The sequence below is a fragment of the Xenorhabdus sp. SGI246 genome, from assembly GCF_040838225.1.
Lineage (GTDB): Bacteria > Pseudomonadota > Gammaproteobacteria > Enterobacterales > Enterobacteriaceae > Xenorhabdus > Xenorhabdus indica.
On sequence record NZ_JBFPEZ010000009.1, the window covers coordinates 1 to 12,617 of the forward strand.

The 12,617-nt window shown below is 50.5% G+C and carries 18 protein-coding genes; 17 read left to right on the forward strand and 1 reads right to left on the reverse strand.

Annotated features, from left to right (window positions below):
* The first annotated feature begins 13 nt into the window (after positions 1–13).
* The gene (locus ABLA85_RS03365) at positions 14–172 is read left to right on the forward strand and encodes a hypothetical protein (protein WP_367961384.1); all 159 of its coding nucleotides are present in this window, start codon (positions 14–16) and stop codon (positions 170–172) included.
* A gap of 15 nt (positions 173–187) precedes the next feature.
* Positions 188–427 (forward strand): DUF551 domain-containing protein, encoded by a 240-nt coding sequence (locus tag ABLA85_RS03370; RefSeq protein WP_367961350.1) that lies wholly within the window; start codon positions 188–190, stop codon positions 425–427.
* A gap of 232 nt (positions 428–659) precedes the next feature.
* Here ABLA85_RS03370 and ABLA85_RS03375 read toward each other — a convergent pair whose 3' ends face one another.
* Complete coding sequence (locus ABLA85_RS03375; RefSeq protein WP_367961352.1) at positions 660–965, reverse strand: hypothetical protein; 306 nt, start codon at positions 963–965, stop codon at positions 660–662.
* Positions 966–1,060: 95 nt separating this feature from the next.
* On the opposite strand from ABLA85_RS03375, the gene ABLA85_RS03380 reads away from it, so the two are divergent.
* From ABLA85_RS03380 to ABLA85_RS03450, 15 genes are all read left to right on the forward strand, one after another.
* Positions 1,061–1,720, forward strand: coding sequence for a hypothetical protein (locus ABLA85_RS03380; protein WP_367961355.1), 660 nt, complete (start codon positions 1,061–1,063; stop codon positions 1,718–1,720).
* A 37-nt stretch (positions 1,721–1,757) separates the two neighbouring features.
* On the forward strand, positions 1,758–2,135 hold the full coding sequence (locus ABLA85_RS03385) for a phage protein NinX family protein (protein ID WP_367961356.1): 378 nt from the start codon (positions 1,758–1,760) through the stop codon (positions 2,133–2,135).
* Positions 2,136–2,278: 143 nt separating this feature from the next.
* Positions 2,279–2,848: an RNA polymerase subunit sigma-70 gene (locus tag ABLA85_RS03390; RefSeq protein WP_367961358.1), complete on the forward strand. Its 570-nt coding sequence runs from the start codon at positions 2,279–2,281 to the stop codon at positions 2,846–2,848.
* Positions 2,832–4,793 (forward strand): phage terminase large subunit family protein, encoded by a 1,962-nt coding sequence (locus ABLA85_RS03395; RefSeq protein ID WP_367961385.1) that lies wholly within the window; start codon positions 2,832–2,834, stop codon positions 4,791–4,793. Before ABLA85_RS03390 ends, ABLA85_RS03395 begins: the two co-directional genes overlap by 17 nt.
* Positions 4,794–4,802: 9 nt before the next feature.
* Positions 4,803–5,057, forward strand: coding sequence for a gpW family head-tail joining protein (gene gpW / locus ABLA85_RS03400; RefSeq protein WP_367961361.1), 255 nt, complete (start codon positions 4,803–4,805; stop codon positions 5,055–5,057).
* Positions 5,054–6,697 carry a phage portal protein gene (locus ABLA85_RS03405; RefSeq protein WP_367961387.1) on the forward strand — a complete coding sequence of 548 codons (1,644 nt, stop codon included), beginning with the start codon at positions 5,054–5,056 and terminating at the stop codon, positions 6,695–6,697. Before gpW ends, ABLA85_RS03405 begins: the two co-directional genes overlap by 4 nt.
* Complete coding sequence (locus tag ABLA85_RS03410) at positions 6,694–7,548, forward strand: S49 family peptidase (RefSeq protein ID WP_367961364.1); 855 nt, start codon at positions 6,694–6,696, stop codon at positions 7,546–7,548. The genes ABLA85_RS03405 and ABLA85_RS03410 overlap by 4 nt, the downstream gene beginning before the upstream one ends.
* A gap of 2 nt (positions 7,549–7,550) precedes the next feature.
* Positions 7,551–8,153 carry a hypothetical protein gene (locus ABLA85_RS03415; RefSeq protein ID WP_367961366.1) on the forward strand — a complete coding sequence of 201 codons (603 nt, stop codon included), beginning with the start codon at positions 7,551–7,553 and terminating at the stop codon, positions 8,151–8,153.
* Positions 8,153–8,545, forward strand: coding sequence for a head decoration protein (locus ABLA85_RS03420; RefSeq protein WP_367961369.1), 393 nt, complete (start codon positions 8,153–8,155; stop codon positions 8,543–8,545). The genes ABLA85_RS03415 and ABLA85_RS03420 overlap by 1 nt, the downstream gene beginning before the upstream one ends.
* Before the next feature lie 109 nt (positions 8,546–8,654).
* A complete protein-coding gene (locus tag ABLA85_RS03425) occupies positions 8,655–9,701 on the forward strand; it encodes a major capsid protein (RefSeq protein ID WP_367961371.1) in 1,047 nt (348 codons plus the stop codon).
* 1 nt (position 9,702) lies between these two features.
* Positions 9,703–10,059 (forward strand): hypothetical protein, encoded by a 357-nt coding sequence (locus ABLA85_RS03430; RefSeq protein ID WP_367961374.1) that lies wholly within the window; start codon positions 9,703–9,705, stop codon positions 10,057–10,059.
* Positions 10,049–10,375, forward strand: a complete 327-nt coding sequence (locus ABLA85_RS03435; RefSeq protein WP_367961376.1) for a hypothetical protein — start codon at positions 10,049–10,051, stop codon at positions 10,373–10,375. The genes ABLA85_RS03430 and ABLA85_RS03435 overlap by 11 nt, the downstream gene beginning before the upstream one ends.
* Positions 10,375–10,914 carry an ATP-binding protein gene (locus ABLA85_RS03440; RefSeq protein ID WP_367961378.1) on the forward strand — a complete coding sequence of 180 codons (540 nt, stop codon included), beginning with the start codon at positions 10,375–10,377 and terminating at the stop codon, positions 10,912–10,914. The genes ABLA85_RS03435 and ABLA85_RS03440 overlap by 1 nt, the downstream gene beginning before the upstream one ends.
* 5 nt (positions 10,915–10,919) lie before the next feature.
* Positions 10,920–11,108, forward strand: coding sequence for a DUF2635 domain-containing protein (locus tag ABLA85_RS03445; RefSeq protein WP_367961380.1), 189 nt, complete (start codon positions 10,920–10,922; stop codon positions 11,106–11,108).
* Complete coding sequence (locus tag ABLA85_RS03450; RefSeq protein WP_367961382.1) at positions 11,108–12,598, forward strand: phage tail sheath subtilisin-like domain-containing protein; 1,491 nt, start codon at positions 11,108–11,110, stop codon at positions 12,596–12,598. Before ABLA85_RS03445 ends, ABLA85_RS03450 begins: the two co-directional genes overlap by 1 nt.
* The last annotated feature ends 19 nt before the right edge of the window (positions 12,599–12,617 follow it).

The following is a 12,617-nucleotide window of genomic DNA, read 5'->3' on the forward strand; positions in this document are numbered from 1 at the left end:
TGAAGAGGGATGGATCAATGCCACAGACGTGGCTGCTAAGTTTGGTAAGATCCCGAACGAGTGGGTTCGCCTGCCTGAAACCATCGCTTATATTCAAGCACTTGAGCGTAGATACGGGAAAATCCCGTATGTAAAAACCAGCCTCGCCAATGCGGGGTTTTTTATTACCTGAATAACTGGAGGATTTATGGAGTGGGTTAAATGCAGCGATAGGCTGCCTGAGATACGAGACGATAGCGTAATAGCGCATTTCTCGAATGGAGACGTGGATATGGTTCATATTGAGGATTATTTCAGAGATATTGGCGCTGGAGTAGATGAAAACGGCAATCAGCTATGGACTAAGTGGTATCTAACCATGGGTATTACCCATTGGATGGAATTCCCAGAACCACCGAAAGGAGCAGAGAAACCGAAAAAGCTATGAGGCTCCAAAATCGGAGCTTCCTGTTTTTACAAAATTCTGCAAAGCATCCACATTCGGGTGCTTGATAGAGTTTTGTGTAGGTTTTGGGCTGATGTGGTCTCAAAATTCATCGGGGCTATATCAACCGATCCAGTTATTTATTCTGAATGAGGTGGTTTTTTTCCATCGCCTAGCCCTCTTATCCGAGGGCTATTCCATGTTAATAAGTGAAGAGATACCGTTTGGTAATGAATCACTTGGTTGGACCGGGAAACGAGTCCACGTATTTGATAGTAAAGTCTGGGAATGAGTTTACGAACTGGATCTTATAATCCGGTGATGCGGTCACCATTCGCCATTTCCCCGGAGAGTTTGCAGAACTCGTGACGATTTTCACTTTCAGGTCAGGTGAGGAGTTAACAACCTTGACCTTATAATCTGCCCCCGAATTAACGATTTTAATGTTCCCATAAATTTTAGAAACATCGACCTTAGCTTTAGCGTAAGCGCCAAACGGAAACAGTAACATGGCGACTAATAGGGCTGCTAATTTTTTCATGTGAACTCCTGTTATTAGTAAATTCATGATAGATGAGTCAAATATTGTAACCCTAATGATACACATGTTAATGAATTTTATAATAGGGAAATAACATGGCTAATCTCAACGATCTCACTAACCAACTGGCAAAGATACGAAAGCAAATCCCCTTTGCAGCGGCTCAGGCGCTTACCGAGGTCGCACGCAAGATAGAGAAAGCCCAGAAAGTTGCTTTTGAGCGTAAGTTGGAAAACCCGACACCCTTCACGGTTAAAGCGGTCAGAAGTAAAGGTGCACGCAAGAACGATCTAACGGCTAAAGTGTTTGTATTGCCAACGGCTGCCAGCTATTTGGAACCGTTTGAAATAGGTGGTGTGCATAAGCTGAATGGCGCTGCTTTGCTCAACCCCAAGAACATCAAGCTAAACAAATACGGCAACTTACCTCGTAATAAGCTGAATCAGTTGAAAGGGAAAGATGACATCTTCATTGGTGAAGTTTCAACGCGATACGGAAATGACGTTAACGGTGTATGGCAGCGCAAGAAAGCCAAGAAGGTGAAAAAAGGTAAGCGTCGATTAAAGCGTTCACCTAACGGTACACGCAGACCAAGAGTGAAACAAAGACCGCCAAAATTGCTTATTCGTTTTGGTGATGCATTACTCGTTGAACCTGTGCTTGGTTATCAGGAGCGTGCACAACAAATGGCTCAGGCACTAATGCCATCGGCTATTAATAGAGCATTGAGTGAAGCAATGCGAACAGCGAAATGAAACTGGGACCGTGGTCCCACATGAAAGAGAATAAACGATGAAAATAGAAATATCTGAATTAAAAGGGATGGCGCTGAATTGGGCTGTAGCTAAAGCTGAAGGCCTTGATGTTCACTTGAAAGATTATAGTGATGTAGGGCAATGCTTGTGTTTTTGGCCTGATAGTGAATCAGAAAGCGTGGAATATAGTCCATCAACTGATTGGGAGCAGTGCGGTTCGTTGATTGAAAAATATCAAATATATTTATTCAATGAAGCGCTGCCTGAAGGTCACGCTTGGTCAGCAAGTTACCCTGAGAGCGTTCCGACTGATTATGGAGATGGTGAAACACCGCAAATCGCTGTTTGTCGTGCTGTAGTAAATAAAAAACTAGATTATGTAATTGACATCCCTGATGAATTTATTCAGTCATAATGGCTGGGTGATCGAGAGATGGGACAGACAAATATTCTTGGGTCCTTCCTAAAGTCTTTATAAATCAAGGGCATTGCGCGCCGCGTTTTTTCACTAGCTATGAGTTTTTGAAATTTGGGTAACAGGTAACACCGAGGTAACAGATGAACCAGGCAGAATTTGCCAAATTACATGGGGTCAGCCGCAAGACCGTTACGGCGTGGAAAGCCCGTGGCTTGCTGGTTATGGACGGTGACGACATTGATGTTGAGGCATCAAATGCCAATATCAAACGTTACCGGAAAACTGTTACCCGGAATGAAAAAAAGTCCAAAGGTAACAGTCAGGGTAACAAAGCGGGTAACATATCAGGTAACACACCTAAACCCGATTCCCCGGCAAAAATTGTTGAGCGTATTCTCACGGAACGAGGCGCAACCATGTCACTGGATGAAGCCCGGACTATGAAGGAAAACTATCTGGCGCTACTGACCCAACATGAATACGATCTGAAATCAGGCCAGGTATTGCCGTGGCAGGATATGGTGAACAAGGTCGGTGAAGAATACTCAAGGATGCGAACGCGTCTGATTGCTATAGCCCCTGAGCATGGCCCCCGACTGAGAGCTTTGGCAACCACATCAACGGATGCCGAGTTTGTGGCTGCGTTGCAGGAAATCATCTATGAGGCAATGGAGGAATTAAGCCTTGATCACAGTGAACAGGGGGGATAATGCATGGCATCAATTCACCCGTGCACTGGTTCATAAACGCACTGATACCAGACCTCCAGAGCCTTTATCGTTAAGTGAGTGGGCGAACAAATACGCTGTTTTATCCAAAGAGAACAGCGCTCAAACAGGTAAATTCCGTTCGTTCAAATACCAGGACGGCATCATGGATGCCATTACTGACCCGCGAGTAACGCAAGTTTCGGTAATGAAGTCTGCCCGTGTGGGCTATACCAAAATACTGGATCACGTGATTGGCTATTACCTGTCGCATGACCCGGCTCCGATATTAGTTGTACAGCCCCGCGTGGAAGATGCAGAAGACTACAGTAAAACCGAAATCGCCCCAATGCTGCGCGACACCCCGGCATTAAAAGCTATTGCGGGTGAAGCGAAAGCCAAAGATTCAAACCAGACTATTCTGAAAAAGACCTTTTCCAACGGGGCGAACCTGACACTGGTCGGTGCAAACTCACCAGGCGGATTCCGTCGTATCACCTGCCGCATCATCCTGTTTGATGAAGTGGACGGTTACCCTTCGGGCGGTGCAGGTGCGGAAGGTGATCAGATAGCATTGGGTATCAAACGCTCTGAGACGTTCTGGAACCGTAAGATTGTCTTGGGGTCAACCCCCACTGTCAAAGAGACCAGCCGGATAGAAAAAGCCTTTAAGGACAGCGATCAGCGTTACTACTACGTGCCCTGTCCGCATTGTAATGAATATCAGGTACTGGAATGGGGCGGTCCTGAGACCCCTTATGGCATTAAGTGGGAAAAAGATGAACACGGCAACGGGTTACCGGAGACCGCCTATTACGTCTGCCGTCATCATGGCTGCGTGATTCAGGACAGCGATAAGCCCGGCATGATTAAGCGGGGCGAATGGCGGGCCAGTCAGCCGTTCCGGGGTCATGCGGGCTTTCATATCTGGGCGGGTTACAGTCTGTTCCCAAATGCGGCATGGAAAAATCTAGTAGCGGAATGGTTACGGGTGAAAGATGACCCCCTGATGCGCCAGACCTTCATTAACCTTGTCCTCGGTGAACCTTATGAAGATCGGGGGGAAAAAGCCCTCAGTGAACGTAAGCTGCTGGAACGTTGCGAAGTCTGGGCGGCGGAAGTCCCAGACGGTGTAGCGTTGCTCACTGCCGGCATTGATACCCAGGACGGCCGTTTTGAGATTGAAGTGGTCGGCTGGGGACGCAATGAAGAAAGCTGGTCGATTGCTTACGATGTGATTGAGGGGGATCTAGAGACCGATGAGCCGTGGCGGCGTCTGGATGCTTACTTAAAACAGGTCTGGCGGCGTGCCGATGGTTACGGATTTACCATTATGGCCGCCTGCATTGACTCTGGCGGTCACCATACACAGCGGGTGTATGATTTTGCCCGTGAACGATTGGGTCGCCGCATTTGGGCGATTAAAGGCGAGTCAGCCAGAGGCGGTGCACGCTCGCCTATCTGGCCCACGAAGCGTCCGACGCCCCGCAGTAAATCCAGTTTCAAGCCGATTATTCTCGGTGTGAATGCGGCCAAAGATGCGATCCGTGCCCGGCTGCATGCTGAACCCCCCAAAGCGGGTGAACCGGCTCCGGCTTATATGCATTTCCCGGCTGACCGTGAGTTAAATTATTTCAGTCAGTTACTGGCTGAACGCTCGGTGATTAAGATTTCAGGCGGTCAGCGTTACCGTATTTGGGAGCAGATCCCCGGTCGTGCCAATGAGGCGCTGGATTGTCGGGTCTACAGCTACGCGGCGTTATGTGGTCTGTTGTATCTGGGCCTGAAACTCAATTTGCTGGCGAATGCGATTGAAGCCAACCCCGGCAGGCTGCAACCTCCGCCCGCAGAGCCGGAAACTAAAATCCGCCTGCAATACCCCGGTGTGGTAATTCAGGAACCGAATAAACCTCAGGCACGCAAACCCATTTCACAGATGTTGCCATAGGAAAAGATTATGGTTAATCGCAATACCAGCTTGCTGTCAGGCATGAGCCGCGAGCAGCTTTTGGCTGCGTTGGAAACTGCGCAAGCCGCTTATATTGATTTGGCCACCGGTAGCAAAGGCGTGTCGTTTTCCTATTCTCAGGGCGACGGCACGCGGTCAGTGTCCTACCAACAGACGGACTTGGGGCATTTACTGGCGCTGATCCAGATGATACAGGGGCAGTTAGGTATCAGTACACGTCGCCCTGCGAGGTTTAGATTCTGATGACAGTTCAAATATTAGGGCCGGATGGCAAACCGTTAGCACCTTCCCGCCCGCGTTATTCGATGCTGACGGGTGGCAGCCGGGTGCCCTATGATGCGGCTGATTCGTTCAGTGATCAGTTGGCGAACTGGCAACCGACATTAGGGTCACCGGATAACGAAATCAATATTTACCGCGACCGCATTGTGTCACGGGTACGGGATCTGGCGCGTAATGATGGCTGGGCCGCAGGGTCTATCACCCGCGTATTAGATAACGCTATCGGGGCCAGCTTTCGTCCCATTCTGAAACCTGATTACCGGATGCTGGCGTTACTGACAGGGAATGACGCCTTTGATGTCACATGGGCCGCAGAGTACCGCAAAGTCATTGAAGCCCACTGGCGTTCATGGTCCGATGACCCCGGGCGCTATTGTGATGTGGAACGTAAACAAACTGTCTCACAGATGATGCGGCTGGCTTTTCGTCACAAGTTAGTCGACGGCGACGCTTTGGCGGTACTGCAATACCGGACTGACCGGTTAGGCAAAGGCCGCGGACGTTATGCAACCACCATCCAGATAGTAGATCCTGATCGCCTCAGTAATCCACAGGAACGTTCCGATTTAGAGTATGTTCGCGGCGGCGTTGAGATAGACAGTGATGGTGCGCCCATTGCTTACCATATTCGGGAAGCTCATATCGGCGATTGGTACAGTGGCAAAAAAACCATGACGTGGGAACGTATTCCCCGTGAAACCGAGTGGGGCCGCCCGCATGTGGTGCACGATTATGACCATGAACGGGGAGCGCAACACCGGGGTAATGGTATGTTAACCCCGATTGTTCAGCGCCTGAAAATGCTGATTAAATACGATCAGAGTGAACTGGAGTCCGCTATCTTAAATTCCATCTTTGCCGCCTATATCGAATCCCCGTATGACCCGGCGATGGTAGAGGCCGCATTGGGGGATACCGGTATGAGTGATGATCCGAATCTGGGTTATTACCAAAGTGGCCGGGTGGAATTTCATAATGAACGCCGGTTATCCCTGCAAAATGGGGCGCGCATGCCAATTTTGTACCCGGGTGAGAAAATCAACACGGTGAATGCCGCGCGTCCACACAGCAATTTTGAGATATTCGAAAGTGCCGTGCTGCGCAATATTTCTTCGGCAACCGGATTATCACCCCAGCAGGTCACGCAGGACTGGTCAGATGTGAATTATTCCTCTGCACGTGCGGCGATGCTGGAAGCGTGGAAGACCCTGACTCGGCGGCGGGATGATTTTTCAGTGGGGTTCGCCCAACCGATATTAAGTGCTTTTGTTGAAGAACTTCACGATACCGAAGAATTGCCCCTACCCCAAAATGCACCGGATTTTCTGGAGGCCCGGGCTGCGTATTGCCGTGCCCGCTGGATTGGACCGGGGCGGGGATGGGTTGATCCTGTAGCTGAAAAAGAAGGGGCAATTATGGGACTGGAAGCCGGTCTGTCCACACTGGAAATCGAAATTGCGGAAAATGCCGGTGGTGACTGGGAAGAATTTATGGATCAGCAGGCGCACGAAATAGAGGCACGTCAGGCGCGCGGATTACCGTTGCCCAGTTGGGTGCAATCCCGTCTGACTGCCGATGGCAAAAAGGAGGTATCCCCATGAATTTACCGCATCTGGCACAAAGATTATTTAACGTGCCGCTGGCGATACACCCGCGCAAAGCCGAGGTAGTGATGGCCGCGCTGACTGACCGCTTTGGTATTACGCAGGTTCAGGCGGGTATGTATTGGGGTGACGATGACAGCTTCACCCGTGAGGGTAAATCCGATAACGGCTATGACGTTTTAGAGGGAATTGCTGTTATTCCGGTGCAGGGTACATTGGTACAAAAACTGGGCACACTACGGCCTTACAGTGGCATGACGGGTTATGACGGCATTCGTCAGGCGTTTCTGACGGCACTCAATGACCCGGAAGTGAAAGGGATTTGCCTTGATATCGATTCCCCTGGTGGTGAAGTGGCAGGCTGCTTTGATTTGGCGGACCTGATTTATCAGTCACGGGGTGAGAAACCCATTCACGCCATTCTGAGTGAGTATGCCTATTCTGCCGCGTATGCGATTGCCAGTGCAGCCGACAAAATCACTGTGCCGCGCACAGGTGGCGTCGGTTCGATCGGGGTGATTGTGATTCACTGTGACTGGTCGCAGCGCATTAAAGAAGACGGACTGAAAGTGACCATCATCACTTATGGTGATCGCAAGGCAGAAGGTAATCCTTATATGCCGATGAGCAAGGAGGCGGAATCCGCTATCCAGCATGACGTTGATGAAATGGGGCGTCTTTTTGTCCGCACTGTTTCCCGTAACCGCGGACTCTCGGAAGAGAGCATTCGCAATACACAAGCTGCCTGTTATCTGGCAGATGAGGGCGTACAGATTGGGTTGGCGGATGAAGTCGCTTCCCCGGATGTCGCATTTCAAACACTAATGAAAAAATCTGGAGTGATTTAACGATGTATAAATTTGCCCATTTGTTAGGAATCAAAGCGCGCGCCTCTGATGAGCATGAGGAAGACGAAAAATCCGGTAAAGCAAAAGGTCGTCAAGCCGAGGAAGAGGAGCATGACGAAAAAGCGGAAGACAATGAAAATCGTGAAGACGCCGAAGAGCAGGACGACGAAAAGGGAGGTAAAAAAGCGAAAAAAGCCAAGAAGGCGAAGTCAGAAGACGATGACGACAACCCGGACGCGGAAGATGATGATGACGATGCCGACGCTGACGCTGACGAAAACGAGGACGTCAAAAAAGGCCGCCGTGCCGAACGAAAACGTTGTGCCAAAATCTTTGGCAGCAAATATGCTGCGGGTCGGCCTGATATGGCGGCGCATTTAGCCTTTAACACCCGTTTGTCCGTGCGTGAAGCCATTAACACGTTGTCAGTCATGGGTTTAGTCACCCCGTCATCTGCAAAATCCAGGTTGTCACTGGATGAACGGATGCGTAATGAAAAACAGGTGCGGTTAGGTCCGGGCGCCCAGACTCCGGCTGCGGGCAGTGCCGAAGCTGTAATCGCCACGGCGGCTGCGTTGTATAACCAAGTAAAAGGCAAGCAATAATGGAAAATATAGGTCCTAATCCTTTCGCCCCCGGCATGACGTCGAGCATGTTTATTCCTGATCAGCTCATTGCCGGTCAGTTACAGTTAGTCACCGATACCGTGACGATGTCCAAGTTCGGTGTATTGAAGCGCGGCACCGTACTTGGCATGAATAAATCCGGGGAATACGTGTTGAGCGTGAAAACCGCAACCGATGGCAGCGAGAAACCCGCCGCTATTCTGGTTGATACGGTAGATACCACCGTCAGCAGCCAGACTGCGGGTGTGTACCTGATGGGGGAATTTAACGCGCACCGGATTATCTTTGATAAAAGCTGGACATTAGCCGAACTCAAAACTGCCCTGCGTTCCTTCAGTATTTTCCTGAAAGACAGCACGCCGGGATTTTAAACCGCCCTCCTTTTTCTGACTGCACCTGATGCCGTTATCTGGCAGGGCTGCGCTCGTTTTCATTTTCAGGCTGGCGATAATGCCGCTGGCCTTACTGTAGAGAAACTGCATGAATATTTACGACACTAACGTACTGATTGGTTTAGTGCCTAACCTGATCACCAGTCAAAACTGGTTACTGGACCGCTTCTTCCCCAACGTTATCACCGAAGACAAAGAGGAAGTATCCATTGACGTAGATATCGGCAAGCGCCGTATGTCACCGTTCGTTTCACCATTGGTGGCTGGAAAACTGGTCGAAAGCCGTACCTACCAGACCAACAGCTTTAAACCCGCTTATATCAAGGATAAGCGCGCCCCCGACTTATTTAAACCGGTTCGTCGTCAGATTGGGGAACGTATCGGTGGGGAATTCAGCGCCGGTCAGCGTGAAATGTTAAACCTGCAATTTGAAATGGCTGATCAGATCGACATGATTAACCGCCGTCTGGAATGGATGGCGGCCAATGCGATGGTTCTTGGTAAAATCACCGTTGCAGGGGCAGGCTTCCCAACAGCGGTAATTGACTTTGGCCGTTCTTCGGAACTCACTGTCACACTGAGTGGCAGTGACAAATGGCCACTGAAGGTGGAGGCGGGAAAAACCAACACTAAACCCTCCGAAGATATCGAAGAGTGGGGGTTACGTATCCTCAGGATCACCGGTTCTGCACCCACGGATATCATTTTCACCAATAAATCCTGGCAGTTATTTTGCAAGGACACGTCGATTGAGAAAGGCGCAATAATTTTACCGGCCCTCAATCCTGCTGACAGGCAGGTTGACATCGCCCCCCGTGTGGCTACTGGCGCTGTTCACAAAGGCCGTTGGGGGAATTACGACCTGTGGCTGTATAACGACTGGTTTATTGATGATCTGGATAACGTTGAGAAACCCATGATACCGGATGGCGCTGTGTTGATGTCGGGCGCAGATTTGATGGGAACGCGTGCCTTCGGGGCGATTAAGGATCCGGCATTCAACTATGGTCCGATGGCATACGCACCGAAATCCTGGTTGCAGGAAGATCCGGCACAGCGTTATTTAATGATACAGTCTGCACCGCTGGTGATTCCAAGCCGGGTGAATGCGGCATTGTGCGCAATGGTGGTGTGATATGGCAAAGAAAACACAGCAGGAACTGGGCGGATTACCGCCCGAATTGCAGGTCGAAACAGACGTTCAGGAATTACAGACACTCACTGAACCCCAGCAATATTCCGATAATGAAGATGAGAAAATATCAGGTGAAGAAGGGCCCGAATTTGTCGTTGCTAAAGGTCACACTGTCCGGCATAACGGGACTAATTACCCGGAAAATGCCGTGATTGAAGTCTTCGGTGATGATGCCAGCCGCCTGATTCAGTTGGGCGTTATCGTGAGACTGGATGACCTGAGATCGCAACTTTTGTCCAGCAATCCCGTGACCGTTCAGGGCGGGATTAATATTCAGCGGGGGATTCATGCCGATTGACTGGGATAAGCACTTACTGGCCCCGCTGCATAAACAGTTTGCTGAGCGGGTGAACTGGCGGCCTAAGCATGGCGAGTCTTACGACATCATGGGCGTGTTTGATCGCGCCTATACCCAACAGGTGGAATCCCTTGACGGGGACAGCGATATCAATACCACTAAACCCCTGCTGGGGGTCCGTGATGCCGTATTCAAAGTGCCCCCCAAACAGGGTGACAGGGTGTTTGTATACCGCGTCAATACCGAATTTATTGTAAGCGATGTACAGCCGGACAGTCACGGCGGCACACACTTACAACTCAATAAGGTGAAATAATGAACGCATCAACCGTGCGTAACCTGGTGGTTCAGGCGTTGACAGGAAAGACGGACGCGCAATCCCGTGTCTATTCCCCGCGCGACTGGTCAACACGGGGTGATGATTATCCGTGCATACTGGTACAAACCCCGTTTGATCATAAAAAGTCACATGGCCGCAATGCGCCGCAGTTTGACACCATAACAACGGTCAGAGTCACCGGTCGCCTGGAGGCATTTGACAGTGAGTCGGGGAACGGTGCGGAGCAGGCAGAACTGGCACTGGAGGCTTTGCGGGAACAAATCGAACGCGCTGTAATAAACAGTTATGCACTCACGAAGGAAATACAGCAATTTGCGGAAATCCGGTCACAGATAGACATTGATGCCAGTGGGGAAGGTCATTTAGCGCAGCTTCTGATGGATATTGACATTGAATACTATCAGGGACCGGAGGACTTTTACCCGATTGAAGCCAACCCGCTGGAGGGCATTGACGTGACTATTGCGATGCCGGAACACGCCCCCGAACCTCATATCCGTATTAATCTGGAGTAATCACTATGTTTGTTAAACCCGTTGCCGGGCGCAGTGTACGCGATCCGGCTAAAGGTACGCATTTGCCTGAAGGTTGTACAGAAGTCCCCGATACGCTGTTTTGGCATCGTCGGGTAAGAGACGGTGACGTTGAACTCTGTCAGCCGGTAACTGAAACCAGACTCGCCAAAAAAGGTGCTCAGGAGACTGAATAATGGCTATCCCTTTTTCCCGTATTCCCAATAATCTCAGAACGCCGCTGTTTTTTGTGGAATTCGATAACTCAATGGCAAACAGTGCCAGAGCAACCCAACGCTCACTGATTCTCGGTCAGATGCTGGATAAGGCCATCGCGACTCCCGATATTCCGGTGCGTATTTCTTCCGCCGAACAGGCGGCTTCCCAGTTTGGTCATGGTTCCCTGCTTCATGGCATGACTGCCGCGTATCTGGCGAATGACCCTGCGGCGGAACTGTGGGCGTTACCCCTGAAAGACAGCGATAACCTGCTGACCGCTAAAGGGATAGTAGAAGTAGTATCCCTGCCGACCCGCGCCGGGGTGATTTCCCTGTATATCGCCGGGCAGCGTGTGCAGGTGACCGTGATGGCGACCGATAAATTGACGCAGATTGCGGCGTCACTGGCGGCAGCCATTAACCGCAGAATTACCCTGCCTGTTACGGCAATGGTAACAGATCATACAGTGACACTGACCGCAAAAAACAAAGGTGCTCACGGCAATGGTATTGATATCAGTCTCAATTACCGGGGGCAAGCCGGAGGTGAAGAAACCCCGGCAGGTATGGATTTACGTATCACTCAGATGGCAGGCGGCGCAGGGGCACCGGAATTAAAAAGCAGTCTCGCCAACCTCAGTGACCGGGCATTTGATTTTATCGTCAACCCGTACACCGATACGGTTTCACTGGATGAACTCAAGGCCTTTTTGTCCGATACCGGTGGACGCTGGTCATGGGAGCAGCAATTGTACGGTCACGTGTTTAGTGTGGTCAGTGGTGTGTATGGCGAACTGGCGGACAGGGGCGAGCGCCGAAACAATCAACACGAAACCCTGTTAGGGGTAACGAAATCCCCGACCCCTGACTACATTTGGGCCGCCGCCATCACCGGCGCGGCTGCACCGAGTCTGAGAAATGATCCGGGCAGACCATTACAAACGTTACCGGTAGCGGGTGTGTTATCCCCGGCTGCTGAGAATCAGCTCGACCTGATTGATCGCAATAACCTGTTACACAGTGGAATTTCCACCTTCACGGTGGCGGATGACGGCACGGTACAGATAGAGAACCTGATCAGCACCTACCAGAAAAACCCGTACGGTGATAATGACGACAGCTACCTTCAGATAGAAACACTGTTTTTGCTGATGTACGTGTCGCGCTATATCCGTACGCAAATCACCTCAAAATTGGGGCGTATGAAACTGGCGAAAGACGGGACACGCTTTGCGCCCGGCTCGGCCATTGTGACCCCTAATATTGTGCGGGCAGAACTGATCGCCCAATACAAGACACTGGAATTCAACGGTTATGTACAGGATGCGAAGGCGTTTGCCGCCGGCTTAAAGGTCGAGGTTAACGCCCATAATCCTAACCGGCTGGATGTCCTCTGGACCGGCACGCTGATCAATCAGTTGCGTGTCTTCGCGCTTCTGAATCAATTCCATCTGCAACCGACGTCATAAGGAATGTAATGAACGCATC